14 protein-coding genes are annotated in these 15,106 nt (G+C 68.9%); 5 read left to right on the forward strand and 9 right to left on the reverse strand.

What is annotated here, in order from left to right:
- Positions 1-6: 6 nt before the first annotated feature.
- On the reverse strand, positions 7-1,281 hold the full coding sequence (locus tag C5O79_RS32290; protein ID WP_046544521.1) for an efflux RND transporter periplasmic adaptor subunit: 1,275 nt from the start codon (positions 1,279-1,281) through the stop codon (positions 7-9).
- A gap of 401 nt (positions 1,282-1,682) precedes the next feature.
- Here C5O79_RS32290 and C5O79_RS32295 point away from each other — a divergent pair, with 401 nt between their 5' ends.
- Positions 1,683-2,324, forward strand: a complete 642-nt coding sequence (locus C5O79_RS32295) for a TetR family transcriptional regulator (protein WP_011353051.1) — start codon at positions 1,683-1,685, stop codon at positions 2,322-2,324.
- Positions 2,325-2,420: 96 nt separating this feature from the next.
- Here the strand turns inward: C5O79_RS32295 and C5O79_RS32300 are convergent, their stop codons facing one another.
- Positions 2,421-3,086: a cysteine hydrolase family protein gene (locus C5O79_RS32300; protein ID WP_047852164.1), complete on the reverse strand. Its 666-nt coding sequence runs from the start codon at positions 3,084-3,086 to the stop codon at positions 2,421-2,423.
- A 172-nt stretch (positions 3,087-3,258) separates the two neighbouring features.
- On the opposite strand from C5O79_RS32300, the gene C5O79_RS32305 reads away from it, so the two are divergent.
- A complete protein-coding gene (locus C5O79_RS32305) occupies positions 3,259-4,275 on the forward strand; it encodes a helix-turn-helix domain-containing protein (protein WP_122474292.1) in 1,017 nt (338 codons plus the stop codon).
- A gap of 42 nt (positions 4,276-4,317) precedes the next feature.
- Here C5O79_RS32305 and C5O79_RS32310 read toward each other — a convergent pair whose 3' ends face one another.
- From C5O79_RS32310 to C5O79_RS32335, 6 genes are all read right to left on the reverse strand, one after another.
- Positions 4,318-5,025 (reverse strand): SRPBCC domain-containing protein, encoded by a 708-nt coding sequence (locus C5O79_RS32310; RefSeq protein WP_046544519.1) that lies wholly within the window; start codon positions 5,023-5,025, stop codon positions 4,318-4,320.
- Positions 5,026-5,053: 28 nt separating this feature from the next.
- Positions 5,054-5,413, reverse strand: coding sequence for a DUF427 domain-containing protein (locus C5O79_RS32315; RefSeq protein WP_046544518.1), 360 nt, complete (start codon positions 5,411-5,413; stop codon positions 5,054-5,056).
- A 132-nt stretch (positions 5,414-5,545) separates the two neighbouring features.
- Entirely contained in the window at positions 5,546-5,983 is a 438-nt protein-coding gene (locus tag C5O79_RS32320) for a carboxypeptidase-like regulatory domain-containing protein (protein WP_046544517.1), read from the reverse strand.
- Between the two features lie 105 nt (positions 5,984-6,088).
- The gene (locus tag C5O79_RS32325; RefSeq protein ID WP_046544516.1) at positions 6,089-7,573 is read right to left on the reverse strand and encodes a DegQ family serine endoprotease; all 1,485 of its coding nucleotides are present in this window, start codon (positions 7,571-7,573) and stop codon (positions 6,089-6,091) included.
- 111 nt (positions 7,574-7,684) lie between these two features.
- Entirely contained in the window at positions 7,685-9,031 is a 1,347-nt protein-coding gene (locus C5O79_RS32330; protein ID WP_046544515.1) for an ATP-binding protein, read from the reverse strand.
- Positions 9,032-9,034: 3 nt separating this feature from the next.
- The gene (locus C5O79_RS32335) at positions 9,035-9,697 is read right to left on the reverse strand and encodes a response regulator (RefSeq protein WP_039360640.1); all 663 of its coding nucleotides are present in this window, start codon (positions 9,695-9,697) and stop codon (positions 9,035-9,037) included.
- Positions 9,698-9,883: 186 nt separating this feature from the next.
- Here C5O79_RS32335 and dacB point away from each other — a divergent pair, with 186 nt between their 5' ends.
- From dacB to C5O79_RS32350, 3 genes are all read left to right on the forward strand, one after another.
- Positions 9,884-11,416 carry a D-alanyl-D-alanine carboxypeptidase/D-alanyl-D-alanine-endopeptidase gene (gene dacB / locus C5O79_RS32340; protein ID WP_122474293.1) on the forward strand — a complete coding sequence of 511 codons (1,533 nt, stop codon included), beginning with the start codon at positions 9,884-9,886 and terminating at the stop codon, positions 11,414-11,416.
- Positions 11,417-11,815: 399 nt separating this feature from the next.
- Positions 11,816-12,730 (forward strand): sterol desaturase family protein, encoded by a 915-nt coding sequence (locus C5O79_RS32345; RefSeq protein WP_122474294.1) that lies wholly within the window; start codon positions 11,816-11,818, stop codon positions 12,728-12,730.
- 95 nt (positions 12,731-12,825) lie between these two features.
- Positions 12,826-13,956 (forward strand): SGNH/GDSL hydrolase family protein, encoded by a 1,131-nt coding sequence (locus C5O79_RS32350; protein ID WP_122474295.1) that lies wholly within the window; start codon positions 12,826-12,828, stop codon positions 13,954-13,956.
- Positions 13,957-14,067: 111 nt separating this feature from the next.
- Here C5O79_RS32350 and C5O79_RS32355 read toward each other — a convergent pair whose 3' ends face one another.
- Complete coding sequence (locus C5O79_RS32355) at positions 14,068-15,096, reverse strand: L-threonylcarbamoyladenylate synthase (protein ID WP_046544512.1); 1,029 nt, start codon at positions 15,094-15,096, stop codon at positions 14,068-14,070.
- Between the last annotated feature and the right edge of the window lie 10 nt (positions 15,097-15,106).

Here is a 15,106-nt window from a genome sequence, read left to right on the forward strand (position 1 = left end):
TCCCTGTTATTGCGCGCTCGAAGCAGCGGCAGCACTCGCCGGCGCGGCGCCCGATGCGGCAGCACCGGAAGCGGCAGCGGCGCCGGAACCGGCGGCAGCCGGTGCGGCGGTGGCGGCGGCGCCCGATGCGGCTCCGGCCGCCGGTGCGAGCTGTGCCGGTACCGACTTCACGGTCGCACCCGGGCGCACCTTCTCGCCGCCCTGCACGATCACGTGGTCGCCCGCTTGCAGACCGCCTTCGACGATCCAGTTCGGGCCCTGCATACCGGTGGTCTTCAGCGGACGCGGCTCGACCTTGTTGCTGGCGTTCACCACCATCGCGATCGCCTGGCCCTTCTGGTCATGCGTGACGCCGATCTGCGGCACCAGGAACGCGTTCTCGTTCACGCCTTCCTCGATCCGTGCGCGCACGAACATGCCCGGCAGCAGCACGCGGCCCGGGTTCGGGAACACCGCGCGGATCGTCACCGAACCGGTGGCCTGGTCGACCGTCACGTCCGAGAACTGCAGCTTGCCGGCTTCCGAATAGGTCTTGCCGTCTTCCAGGATCAGCGACACCTTCGCGGCGCCCGGGCCGCTCGTCTTCAGGCGGCCGCTCTGCACGTCCTGACGCAGCTTCAGGCCTTCGAGGCTCGACTGCGTGAGGTCGACGTACACCGGATCGAGCTGCTGCACCGTCGACATCAGCGTCGCCTGGCTCGCCTGCACGTATGCGCCCGGCGTCACTTGCGAGATGCCGACGCGGCCGGTGATCGGCGACACGACGTCGGTATAGCCGAGGTTGATCTGCGCGGTATCGACCGCCGCCTTGCCGGCTGCGACGTCGGCCGCGGCCTGCCCTTGCGTGGCCACTGCGTTGTCGTAGTCCTGCTTGCTGACCGCGTTCGCGGCCACCAGCACCTTGTAGCGCGCGACCAGTGCGTTCTGCGTGACGAGGTTCGCCTGCGCCTTCGCGAGCGTTGCCTTCGCACTGTTCAATGCGGCGACGTACGGCGCCGGATCGATCTTGTACAGACGCTGGCCGGCCTTGACGTCGGTGCCTTCGGTGAATTCACGGCGCAGCACGATGCCGTCGACCCGTGCGCGCACCTGCGCGACGAGGAATGCGCTGGTGCGGCCCGGCAGTTCGCTGAAGACCGGTACGGCTTGCGGTTGGACGGTGACGACGCCGACTTCCGGCGTTTGCGGCGGCGGTGCCGATTCTTTTTTCCCGCACGCGGCCAGGAAAACGGCGGCCGTCGCGACAGTGATTAAGCGGTATGGAACCCGTTCGACGCGCATGGAGCGACCTCTGTGTATAACCAATGGAATAAGTGCCGCACCCGACCGGAGGGAGCGCAACACGGATGCGCCTCACGGCGCAGATCGAACACCTGAAATACTGGACTGCTAGATACAGCAAGCGGCACGAAACCTCCGTGCCGACAGGTTGCCCCGCACTGCGGACTGTTACTTTGGCGGGAATCAGCAGAGTGGGATATTAACTGATTGCCACTTGGGTCATTCGATCGTAGGGTGGTATTGTATATACATTCATGAATGTATGTAAAAAGCCCGGTTGTGCCTCGCCTGCTGTCCAGTCTTACAGATTGTTACCAACCGCAAGCATAGCCAGTCTATATGACTGCGCCGAGGGTTGCAGACCCTATATTCACCTACGATCATTCCAATCAGGCCTGCACATGGTCAGACGTACCAAGGAGGAGGCGCTCGAGACGCGCAATCGCATTCTCGACGCCGCCGAACACGTGTTCTTCGAGAAGGGCGTGTCGCACACGTCGCTCGCGGACATCGCCCAGCATGCCGGCGTGACGCGCGGTGCGATCTATTGGCATTTCGCGAACAAGAGCGAACTGTTCGACGCGATGTTCGACCGCGTGTTTCTGCCGATCGACGAGCTGAAGCGAATGCCGCTCGACGCGCCTGGCGGCAATCCGCTCGAGAAGATCCGGCAGATCCTGATCTGGTGCCTGCTCGGCGTGCAGCGCGACGCGCAGTTGCGCCGCGTGTTCAGCATCCTGTTCATGAAGTGCGAGTACGTCGCGGATCTGGAGCCGCTGCTCCAGCGCAACCGCGCGGGGATGAGCGAGGCGCTGCACGCGATCGACGCCGATCTCGCGGGGGCCGTGCGGCTCAAGCTGCTGCCCGAGCGGCTCGATACCTGGCGCGCGACGCTGATGCTGCACACGCTCGTCAGCGGTTTCGTGCGCGACATGCTGATGCTGCCCGACGAGATCGACGCCGAGCAGCATGCGGAAAAGCTCGTCGACGGCTGTTTCGACATGCTGCGCTACAGCCCGGCGATGCTGAAGGACGGTGACTGACCGCGCGACGAGCGGTCGCCTGCGGTGTTGTTTGTTTCATCGGGCGGCGCGCCACCTCGACAACGCACTGCCCGCGCCCCCCATCTCCCTCCCGTTTCAGGCCGCCTTCGCGCGCTGCGCGCGGGCCCGCCGGTTCGACGCGGCGACCGAATCGCGCTTCGGCATCGGCGCACCGGCCAGTCCCGCGATCCACGCGTCGGTCGACATCACGGCCGCGAAATTCGACTGGAACACCACCGAGTACGCGCGGTGAATCTCCTCGGCGCTCGCCGCGCCCGCTTCGTTCTCGTACGGCAGCGTGCCCGTCGCGTCATTGAGGTACTCGACATTCAGCCCCGCGTGCGCCGCGTGGTAGACCGTCGACGCATTGCAGTTGTGCGTCATGTAGCCGGCCACCGCGAGCGTGTCGATCCCGTGCGCGTCGAGCCACGCAGCGAGGTCGGTACCGGCGAACGAGCTTGCCTGCCTCTTCTCGATCAGGTGCGCATACGGCCGGCCGGCGACGACCGCGTGCAGCGCGACGCCGTCGGAGCCGGGCGCGAAGATCGGCGCGCCGGCCGGTGCGACGTGCTGGACGACGATCACCGGCACGCCGGCCGCGTGCGCGGCGTCGATCGCGCGGCCGATGTTCGCGAGTGACACGTCGAGCGGCGGATATTCGATCGGCAGGTTGCCCGTCACGTATTCGTTCTGGACGTCGATCACGATCAGTGCGCGACGGGAAACGGCTTGGGAAGCGGAATGCGGGACGGCGTTCGACATGGCGGGCTCCTGGTCCGGGGGCGCGGCCCCGCCCCGGAACGGGACGGCCAGCGGCGCGATGCGATGCGATGCGATGCGATGCGATGCATTGTCGGCGCGCATCGTTCGCGGGGACAGTGGCCCGATAGTCATTCTTCGATAGAATCGGGCCATCGCCATTCCGGAGCCCGCCATGACCGCCGTCGCTTCGTCCATCCGGACCGCCCAGCCTGCTCCGACCGTCGTAGCCGTGATCGCGTATGACGGCATCAGTCCGTTCCATCTCTCGGTGCCATCGGTCGTGTTCGGCAAGGAACGCGACGCGGCCGCCTCGCCCGCGTTCGAGTTCCGCGTCTGCTCGGCCGAACGTGGCCCGCTGTCGACGACGGGCGGCTTCACCATCACCGCGCCGTACGGGCTCGACGGGCTCGACGATGCGGACATCGTCATCGTGCCGGCATGGCGCGACCCGGACGAAGCGCCGCCCGACGTGCTGCTCGACGCCGTCCGCGCGGCCGCCGCGCGTGGCGCGCAGCTCGTCGGGCTGTGCCTCGGCGCCTACGTGCTCGCCGCGGCCGGCCTGCTCGACGGCCGCCCGGCCACCACGCACTGGGCGTGGGCCGACGACTTCGCACAACGCTTTCCGCGCGTGAAGCTCGATCCGGGCGTGCTGTACGTGGACGACGGCAACCTGATGACATCGGCCGGCACGGCCGCCGGGCTCGACTGCTGCCTGCACGTCGTCCGGCTGCGCTTCGGCTCGGACGCCGCGAACCAGATCGCGCGCCGCCTCGTGATCCCGCCGCACCGGCAGGGCGGGCAGGCGCAATACGTGCCGCAGCCGGTCGCCGCGCACCCGCGCGATGCGCGGCTCGCGGGCCTGCTCGACTGGGTGCGCGCCCACCTCGACGCCACACACAGCGTCGATTCGCTCGCCGAACGCGTGCTGATGAGCCGACGCACGTTCACGCGCCACTTCCGGCAGGCGACCGGCACGACCGTCACCGCGTGGCTGCAGGCCGAGCGGCTCGCGCGTGCGCAGCATCTGCTGGAAACCACCGGGCAATCGATCGATGCGATCGCGCAGGCGGCCGGCTACGGGTCGAGCGTGTCGCTGCGCCAGCATTTCGCGGGCACGCTCGGCACGTCGCCGTCGGCATATCGAAGGGAATTTCGCGGCGCCGGAGCCGGCGCCGATGTCGCGCGGTAACGCGCGCGGCGAGCAGGCCGCGCAGCGGAACCGGCCGGCCGCTCAGCCGCCGTTGAACCAGCGCGCCGCGTAAAGCAGCAGCGCGACGAAGACGATCATCGCGGCCCACGCCCACACGGGCACCGTGCCGGCACCGCGATGCGGGAGCGCGCCGGCGGCACGCCCGGTCAGCGCGCTGCCAAGATGCGGCGGCAGCGCACGCTTCGTCGCGGCCACCAGCGACGCCGGCCGCAGGAACACGTGCTGGCGCCGTGGCGCGGCCGAGCGCGCGCGATTCGGTGCAAGCCCGTGCTTCGCCTGCACGACCTCGCAGAATTCACGGAAGAAATCGTCGGTCCATTCGCGCAGCGTGTTTTCGATCTGCCGCCCCGGCAGCTCGGTGAGCGGGCCGCTCGCCGTCGCCCAGACCACGTACTCGATGCGCGTGGCGTTCGCGTCGTCATCCGGCATCAGCACGAGTTCGACCTGGCCGCGCAGCGCGCCGAGGCCGTCGGCCCGCGCCTTGAAGTTGAGCACGCGGCGCGGCTGCCCTTCCGCGTCGCCCTGCTCGGCGGCCGCATGCGCACGCACGTCGTAGCGGGCGCGCAGCGGGCCGAGCGGCACCGTGATCGTCAGCGCAAACGCGCCAGGCGCAAGCTTCTCGAAGGATTCGCAATGCTCGAAGCTCGCGCGCAGCAACGCGAGATCCTCGAATGCCTCCCGCACGACGGGCGGGGCAAGCGGTATGCGCAATGTGTCGTTCAGTTCCATGACGCCTCCCCGATGAACACGCGCCGCATCAGGACGTCTCGACGAGACTGTCGATCCGTGCAGCGTCGAAGGCAACGTAGTGCGCAAGCGCCGACGCGGCCTCGTTCGGTTCCTCGTAACTCCATGCGGCGTTCTCGATCACGCCGTCTTCGGTCTGCAAGTCGAAGTGCACGGCCTCGCCCCTGAACGGGGAGGTCGACGTGACGCCTGATTTCACGAGCCGGCGCATGTTGACGTCGCCGCGCGGCAGGTAGTGGGTGTCCGGCAGACCCGTTTCGCGCACGGTCAGCGCGCCGTGCGAATCGGCATACGTGATGCCGCGATGGATCACACGCACGCGATGGCGGTTCGGCACGATTTCGAGGCGAGGGTCAGCTGCGTCGGACATCGTTTCTCCTTGGGGCGGCCAGGCCAAGCAGGGCTCAGGAAACGAAAAAGCCACGGCACGAGTGCCGTGGCTTTCATTATGGGCGAAACCGCAGCCGAATGCGCAACCCCGGCCGGGGCCGCGCGCGGCGGGCTACTGCGCGCTCCACTGGAAGGCGGTTTTCGCGCCGCCCTTCGTGCCGACCGTGACGGCGTGGGATTCCTCGTTGCCCTGGTACGACGCCTGCACCGTATAGCGGCCCGGCGGCACCTTCACGAGCATGTACGGCCCGCGCGCGTCGGTCTTCAGCACTTCGGTACCCTTGCCGTCGACGATCCGCACATGGACGTCGGCCAGGAACTCGCCGCCCTTGCCGGTGAACCGCAGCGCCAGCGGCCAATTCGGCTCGTTGCGCTGGAACGCCGTCGATTCGTCCAGCCCGACGCCGCCGGACACGAAGGTGACGTCGCCCTGCTGGCGCGCGGCGGGCAAGCCGTCCGACTGCGCGTACGCGCCGGTCGCTCCGGCTGCGAGGCCGGCGGCCAGCGCCGCGGCGACGGCAAATCGGGACACGTTGCGTAGATATTGCATGGCTCTCTCCTTGGGGTCGGAACACATACAGGGCGCCGCGTCTCACATTCCGAACGGCGGCGGCGCCCGCCGCGGCCGGCCTGGCCGGCCGTCGGCCGTGGCCGGTCAGCTCAGGTCGACCGGCACGAAGATCTGTGCATTATCGCGCTGGATCAGTAGAGCAAGACTGTTGCCCGCACCCTTGACCGCGTCGCGCAACTGCTCGGGGCTCGTGACCGGACGGCCGTTGACCGCGAGGATCACGTCGCCGGGCTGGATGCCCGCGTTGGCCGCAGGCCCGCCGGCCTGCTGCACGATCAGGCCGTGCGACAGGTTGCTGGCACTGCGCTCCTGCGGCGACAGCGGACGCACCGCGACACCCAGACGCCCCTGCTCGACCGGCCCGCCGTCGTTCGACGCGAGCTTCGCGTCGGCCATCGCGCCGAGCGTCACGCTGATCGACTTCTTCGACTTGTCGCGCCAGATCTGCAGGTCGGCCTTCGAACCCGGCTTCAGGTTCGCGATCTGCGCGGGCAGCGACGTCGAATCGGCGACCGGCGAGCCGTTGACCGACAGGATCACGTCACCCGGCTGCAGGCCGGCCTTCGCGGCCGGCCCGTTCGCGTCGACCGAGCTGACGAGCGCGCCGTCCGGCTTCTGCAGTCCGAACGAGCTCGCGAGCGTCTGGTTCAGCCCCTGCACGGCAACGCCGAGGCGGCCGCGGCTCACGTGGCCCGTCTTCACGAGCTCGTCCTTCACCTTGATCGCCTCGTTGATCGGAATCGCGAACGACAGGCCCTGGAAGCCGCCCGTCTGCGAGTAGATCATCGAGTTGATGCCGATCACCTCGCCCTGCAGGTTGAACAGCGGGCCGCCCGAGTTGCCGGGGTTCACCGGCACGTCGGTCTGGATGAACGGCGTGTAGTTCTCGTCCGGCAGCGCGCGCGACTTCGCGCTGATGATGCCCGACGTGACCGTGTTGTCGAAGCCGTACGGCGAGCCGATCGCGACGACCCACTGTCCGACCTTGCTCTGCGCCGGGTCGCCGATCTTCACGGTCGGCAGGCCGCTCGCGTCGATCTTCAGCACCGCGACGTCGGACTGCTTGTCGGAGCCGACGACCTTCGCCTTGTATTCGCGCTTGTCGGTCAGCTTGACCGTGACGACGTTCGCGCCGTCGATCACGTGCGCATTGGTGAGGATGTACCCGTCGGAGCTGATGACGAACCCGGAACCGAGGCTCGCGCTCGGCTGGTCGTCCGGCTGCGCGTCGCCGCCCATGCCCGGTACCTGGCCGTAGAAGTGCTTGAAGAACTGGTAGAACGGATCGCTCGGGTCGATCGGCAGCTGCGGCTGCGGCACGCGCCGCGACACCTGCTTCACGACGTGCTTCGCGCTGATGTTCACGACCGCCGGGCCGTAGGTCTCGACCAGCCCGGAGAAATCGGGGATGCCGGTCTTCGCGGCCGCTTCGGCCGGCATCAGTGCGGCGGCCTGCGCGGGCGTGATGATCTGCGGATCGGCGCGGCGGGTGCCGGCAACATAGCCGGCGGACAGGGCGGCCGCCACGGCGACTGCGACGGCGCCGCGCGCAAGGAATCGGGTGTTCATCGTAGGACCTCCTCTTTGTTAGGACGCAGCGTAACGACCCTGACTTAAAGGAGGCTTAATCAGCCTTAAGCGGAGCTTAAGCGGCCGCCGGCGCCCGCCCGGGAGCGTTCTTCACACGGATTCGGACGGCTGCGGCGCCTCGGCCGGCATCTCGGCGTCGCGGAACACGACGCTGACGAGCAGGCCGCCCGCGGCCGCGTCGCCGAGCGACACCGTCGCGCCCTGCTGCGCGGCCACGCGCTTGACGATCGCGAGCCCGAGCCCGCTGCCCGACACGTCGGTGCGCGCCCGCGCGGAGCTGTCGCGGTAGAAGCGGTCGAATACGCGTTCGCGCTCGTCGGCCGGGATGCCGGGCCCGCTGTCGCCGATCTGCACGCACGCGCGGCCGGCCGCGTCGCGGGTCAGCGACACGTCGATGCGGCCGCCGTCCGGCGTGTACTTCACCGCGTTGTCGAGCAGGTTGCCGAACATCACGCGCAGCGCGCCGACGTCGGCGACGACGCTCGCCGCGCGCGTCTCCTCGAAGCCGAGATCGATGTCGTGCCGTTGCGCGAGCGGCGCAAGCGCGGCCACGCATTCGGCGAGCAGCGCCTGCAGGTCGACCGGCTCGCGCATCGTCGCGCCATCCGGTTCCGCGCGGGCGAGCGCAAGCAGTTGCTCCGTGAGGCGCGTCGCACGCGACACGCCATCCTGGAGATCCGCGACCGCCTCGCGGCGCGACGCGTCGTCCTTCGCGCGGGCGACGAGCTGCGCCTGGATCTGCACGGCCGCGAGCGGCGTGCGCAGTTCGTGCGCGGCGTCGGCCACGAAAGCCTTCTGCGTGTCGAGTGCGGCCGCCAGCCGCGCGAGCAGCCCGTTCAGCGCCCGGACGAGCGGCTGCACCTCGAGCGGCAGGCGCGCATCGGGCAGCGGATCGAGCGCTTCCGGCCGGCGCGCCTCGACCGCGCGCGTCACGCGACCGAGCGGCGCGAGCCCGCGCCCGACGATCACCCACACGGCCGCGCCGAGGAACGGCAACAGCACGATCAGCGGCCACAGCGTACGCAGCGCGACGTTCGCGGCGAGCCGGTTGCGCACCGACAGCGGCTGCGCGAGCTGCACGACGTTGTCGCCGACGATCGCGCCGTATACGCGCCATTCGCCGCGATCGGTGCGTTCGGTCGAGAAGCCGAGCTCCGCGCGCGGCGCGATCGGCGCACGCGGATGCGAGAAGTACATCAGCACGCCGTTGCGGTTCCAGATCTGGATCACGATGCCTTCTTCGCCGTTGGTGCGCGAACCGAACACCTGCGAGAACGGCTCGGACGGCAACGCCGCGGCGATTTCCTGCAACTGGTAGTCGAACAGTTCGTTCGCCTCGGCGAGCGCCTGCCGGTAGATGAGCCAGCCCGCGATGCCCACGCCCGCGACGACGATCGCGAGCAGCCAGATCAGCAATTGATGACGAATCGACCGCACGCGTCAGCTTTCCTTGACGACCATGTAGCCGAGCCCGCGCACGTTGCGGATCAGGTCCGAACCGAGCTTCTTGCGCAGCGCGTGGATGTAGACCTCGACGGTGTTGCTGCCGATCTCCTCGCCCCACCCGTACATCTTCTCCTCCAGCTGGCTCTTCGACAGCACCGCGCCGGGCCGCGCGAGCAGCGCCTCGAGCAGCGCGAACTCGCGCGCGGACAGCGCGACGGGCACGCCGTCGAGCGTCACCTGGTGCGAAGCGGGATCGAGCGTCAGCGCGCCGTGGCGGATCAGCGATTCGCTACGCCCGGCCTGGCGGCGGATCAGCGCGCGCATCCGCGCGCCCAGTTCATCGAGGTCGAACGGCTTGACGAGGTAGTCGTCGGCGCCCGCGTCGAGCCCCTTCACGCGATCGGCCACCGCATCGCGCGCGGTGACGATCAGCACCGGCAGCGCGAGCCCGCGTGCGCGCAGCGTGCGCAGCACGTCGATGCCGTCGCGCTTCGGCAGGCCGAGATCGAGCAGCAGCAGGTCGTACGTCTCGCCGCCGAGCGCCGTCAGCGCAGCGTCGCCGTCCTGCACCCAGTCGACCGCAAAGCCGTCCGAGCGCAGCGCCTTGCGCACGCCTTCGGCAATCATTCGATCATCTTCGACAAGCAGAATCCGCATCGGGACAGGCATCCTTGGGGCGAGTCAAACACGCCGACCATTGTAGCGCCGCGAACCGGGCGCGCGGCACCATGCAATGCAACAGAAAGGCGGATTGCAAGGGGGCTGTCCGGACTTGTCTCTACAATGTGCGCTTTGGCGCCGCGCGCGCCCTGCCCGAACGTCGTGCTTCTCCCGTATTCGCCCATGCCGATTTCCGATCTCTCCACCCGGTTCGCCCCCCGCGCCCGCATCTGCCTGAAGGCGGCCGCCATCGTCGCCACCTGTACTGCCCTCGCCTTCGCGCCTGCCGCGCAGGCCGGCAAGAAATCCCGCAAGGAAGCACGCAAGACCACGGTCGTATCGCCAGCCGCACGCGCGGCCGGCCTGCCGGCGTCCGTGCTCGTCGCGTTGCAGCGCGCGAAGGTGCCGGCGTCGGCGATGAGCGTCGTCGTCGAGCGCGTCGGCGATCCGGAGCCGCTGATCGCGTGGAATGCGAGCCGGCCGATGATGCCCGCCTCGACGATGAAGCTCGTGACGACCTTCTCGGGCCTGTCGATCCTCGGCCCAGACTACCGCTGGCGCACGACCGCCTATACGGACGGCACCATCGACCCGGACGGCACGCTGCAGGGCAACCTGTACATCAAGGGCACCGGCGATCCGAAGCTCGTGCCCGAAGAGCTGATCGATCTCGTCGACAAGCTCCGCAAGGCCGGTGTCAAGCGCGTGGCCGGCGGCCTCGTGCTCGACAAGAGCTACTTCGCGGCCTCGACCCGCGATCTCCCTTCGTTCGACGACGACGCGAGCGCGCCGTACAACGTCGGCCCCGACCCGCTGCTATACGCATTCAAGGCCGTGTCGTTCACCGTCACGCCGGGCGACGACGGCAAGGTGGCCGTCGACGTGCTGCCGCCGCTCGCGGACCTGTCGATCGACAACCAGCTGGTCGAGGGCACGGGCTCGTGCAGCGCGGCCGCCGCGGCCGCGCGCCCGACGCTGACGGCCGGCGGCGGGATCATGACCGCCTCGTTCGCGGGCGACTACCCGCTGCGCTGCGGCGCGCACACGACCAGCCTCGCGATCCTCGATCACACGACGTTCTTCGCGCGCGGCTTCCTCGCGCTGTGGCAGCAGGACGGCGGCACGATCGCGGGGCCGGTGAGCGAGGGCAAGGTACCGACCACCGCGCGGCCCCTCGCCGTGCATCACAGCCCGGTGCTCGGCAGCATCGTCTACGACATCAACAAGTTCAGCAACAACGTGATGGCGCGCAACCTGTTCCTGACGATCGGCGCGGCCAGCGGCAAGCCGCCCGCGACGCCCGAGCAGTCGAGCCGCGTGATCCAGGCGTTCCTGCAGAAGAACGGCATCGCGATGCCCGACCTCGTGCTCGAGAACGGCTCGGGCCTGTCGCGCGAAGAGCATGTGAGCGCGCTGTCGCTTGCCGCGCTGCTGCAGGCCGCGAACGCGAGCCCCGTCGCGCAGGCCTTCGTCGATTCGCTGCCGATCGCCGGCATCGACGGCACGATGAAGAACCGCCTCACCAACGCCGGCGTGCTCGGCAACGCGCACATCAAGACCGGCACGCTGCGCGACGTGCGCGCGATCGCCGGCTACGTCGCCGGTGCGGACGGCCAGAGCTACATCGTCGTGAGCTTCATCAACAACGATCACGCGGAAGCCGCGCGCGCCGCGCATGACTCGCTGCTCGAGTGGATCTACGCCGGCGCGCACTGACGTTGCGGCGCGCCACGACACACGGCGCGCCCATGACCTGCTGCCGGCGCCACGTCGGCCCGCGTCGGCATCGGCGCGGCACCGCGGCGGGTCGCCCTGACGCGCCGCCGGGGCAGCCTGCCAACGCCTCCGCACACCGAATCCCGCCCTCCCCGGTTTGAAACGCGAGCCGCCACCGGCGCACGACACACCGCGCGCCACTCACGCCCGAAAAACAGGGCCGTACCGCCTGACCCCGCACCGCGCGGCTTCCGTAAAAACCCTGTCCTCAGAGGGAACCCTCTACGCTGCCCCCTCGCCTAGCGCGTGGCGATTGCGTAGGCTGTTGGCCTGACCGATATCTACAACGGGCCACACGCCCGGCCTCAAGGCTTGCAGGGGAAAGAAGGAGACACGCCCATGCGATTCGACGTCGAATTGCTTCTGCTCGCGCTGGCGCCCGTCTTCCTGCTCTGCATCGCGTGGGAGGCCTGGCACCTCGCCCGCACCCATGCGCAGGACCCCGTCTATGCGTGGCGCGACACGCTGTGCAACGCGGCGCTCGCGCTGATGCACCAAGGCGCCGACAAGATCGCGTGGCCGTTCGTGATCCCCGTCTATGCGTACTGCTACCGGCACTATCGGCTGTTCACGTGGCACGACGGCTGGCTGTCGTTCGCGGTGCTGTTCGTCGCGCAGGATTTCCTCTACTACGTATTTCATCGTGCGAGCCATCGTGTGCGCTGGCTGTGGGCCGCGCACGTCGTGCACCACTCGTCCGAGCGGATGAATTTCTCGACCGCGTTCCGCCAGAGCCTGATGTACCCGGTCGCGGGGATGTGGGTGTTCTGGCTGCCGCTCGCGTTCATCGGCTTTCCGCCGCAACAGGTCGTCGGCATCGTGCTGATCAACCTCGCGTTCCAGTTCTTCGTGCACACGCAGGCGATCGGCAAGCTCGGCTGGCTCGAATACGTGCTGAACACGCCGTCGATCCACCGTGCGCATCATGCGCGCAACCCGCGCTACATCGACCGCAATTACGCAGGCGTCCTGGTGATCTGGGATCGCCTTTTCGGCAGCTATGTCGAGGAAACGCCCGACGATCCGCCGCGGTACGGGATCGTCGAGCGGCTCGGCTCGAACAACCCGCTCGTCGCGACGTTCCACGAGTGGGTTTCGATGGCTGGCGACGCGTTGCGCGTCGACGGCTGGCGCAACAAGCTGCGCGCGATTTTCGGCCCGCCCGAATGGGCGAGCGCTTATCATGCGCAGATTGCCGAGGCCGCGAACCCCGATCCGCGCACCGTGCCGCTTGCGGCTGCGCGAGACCAATAAACCGTTTCAGCCAACGGCCGCCGCGCAGCCCGGAACCGAGCAGGCACGCGGCAGATGAGAAACACATCAGGCCATATCTACGAGGAGATCGAACGATGCAGACACAACAACACGCACCCGCCCGCACCCGTCAGCGCATGCTGCGCACCGCGCAGGTCGCGATCGCCGGCGCCGCACTGGCGCTGCTCGCGGCATGCGGCGGCGGTGACGACAACAACAGCAACAGCGCATCGAACACGCCGCCGTCGGGCGTGAAAATGCAGGTCGTGTCGTTCGGCGACAGCCTGTCCGACGCGGGAACCTACTCGCAGATCAAGCTCGGCTTCGGCGGCGGCCGCTTCACGACCAACCCGGGCCAGGTGTGGACGCAGAACGTCGCGCAGTATTACGGCGACACGCTGCAGCCCGCGAACCAGGGCGGCTTCGGCATTCCGCTGCAGGCCACCGGCGGCCTCGGCTACGCACAGGGCGGCTCGCGCGTGACGCAGCAGCCGGGCATCGGCCATGCGGACGCCAGCGTGCCGAACGCCGACTACGCACAAGCGACCACGACGCCGATCGCCGACCAGGTCAAGCAATACGTGTCGCAGCACGGCAGCTTCAACGCCGGCCAGATCGTGCTGCTGAACGGCGGCGCGAACGACATCTTCTACCAGGTCGCGGCGCTGCAGGCCGGCGCGATCACGCCGACGCAACTGCAGCAGAACATCGGCGCCGCCGCGCAACAGCTCGCGGGCATCGTGCAGCAGATCGTCGCCGCCGGCGCGACGCACGTGTTCGTGTCGAACGTGCCGGATATCGGCGGCACGCCGCTCGCGCTCCAGGGCGGCTCGCAGACGACCCTCACGCAACTGTCGATGCTGTTCAACGGCACGCTCGCCGCGACGCTGCAGGCGCTCAAGGTCGACACGACCAAGTACGTGCTGCTCGACACGTTCACGTGGCAAGACGGTATCCTCGCGAACTACCAGGCGAACGGCTTCGCCGTGTCGAACACCGACACCGCCTGTAACCTGAAGGCGATGGTGCAGGCCGCCACGCAGTACGGCGTCGCGAACGCAACCGCATTCGGCTCGTCGCTGTTCTGCTCGCCGCAGACCTACACGGTCGCGAACGCGGACCAGACCTACATGTTCGCCGACACGGTCCACCCGACCACGCGCCTGCATGCACTGTTCGCGCAGTTCGCGCAGTCGAAGATCGCGGCCTCGGGCGTCGGCAAGTAAGCCGCCGGCCACGCGCCCAAACGAAAACGCCCGACCGGTTCGCGCCGGTTGGGCGTTTTTTCATGTGCGGGAAACCGGCGCGGCGACGGTCGCGTCAGCCGCACGCCTTCGTCATTCGGCCGCTTCGAACGCCGCGGCCGCGCGGCCGAGCCGGTCGTTGACCGCGATCCATTCGACGGTCTCCGGCAACTTTTCGACGAGGATGCGCGCGACCTGCGCGCGGTCGAGCGCACGCAGCATCCCGTACAGCTCGCGCGCATACGCGGACGGATCTTCCGGCGCCGCGACGAAATGCACGCCGTCGGCCTGCGCCCACAGCCCCGCGCGCGACGCACGGGCGACCAGCGCGACGCGCTCGCCATCGGTTTGCGCGGCCGCGAGCAGCGGCTCGAGCGCGTCGAACGGCAGCAGCGCGAGCGGTGTGCGCGGCGCGTAGTGCGCCTTCAGCGTGCCCGATGCGCGCGGCGCGGTCGCGTCGCTGCCGTCCGGCAGCTTCGGCGCGCGGCCGAGCACGTCGGCGATCTGCTGCGGCGTCACGTGCCCCGGGCGCAGCAGCGCCGGGAAACCGCGCGACAGGTCGACGATCGTCGATTCGATACCGACTTCGGATGCGCCGCCGTCGAGCACGTGCACGGTGTCGCCGAATTCGTCGCGCACGTGCTGCGCGGTGGTCGGGCTCACATGGCCGAACCGGTTCGCGGACGGCGCAGCCACGCCGCCATGCCCGCCACGCCGCGCGCTGAACGCCGTCAGCAGCGCCTGTGCGACCGGATGCGACGGACAGCGCAGCCCGACCGAATCCTGGCCGCCGCTCACGGCGTCCGGAATGCGCGCGTGGCGCTTCAGGATCAGCGTCAGCGGGCCCGGCCAGAACGCATCGATCAATGCCTGCGCGTCGGCCGGCAGATCGTCGACCCAGTAGCCAGGATCGCCGCCGGGCGGCAGGTGCACGATCACCGGATGATTCGCGGGGCGCCCCTTCGCCGCGTAGATGCGCGCGACGGCCTCGGGATTCGCCGCATCGCCGCCGAGCCCGTAGACGGTTTCGGTCGGAAAGGCGACGAGCTGGCCCGCGTCGAGCAACGCGGCGGCCGCGTCGATCTGCGCGGGTGTCACGGCGTTCGGGAGATCGATGGCCATCGGCTGGTGC

Origin of the sequence: Burkholderia sp. SRS-25 (assembly GCF_004343765.1) — a bacterium.
Lineage (GTDB): Bacteria > Pseudomonadota > Gammaproteobacteria > Burkholderiales > Burkholderiaceae > Burkholderia > Burkholderia contaminans.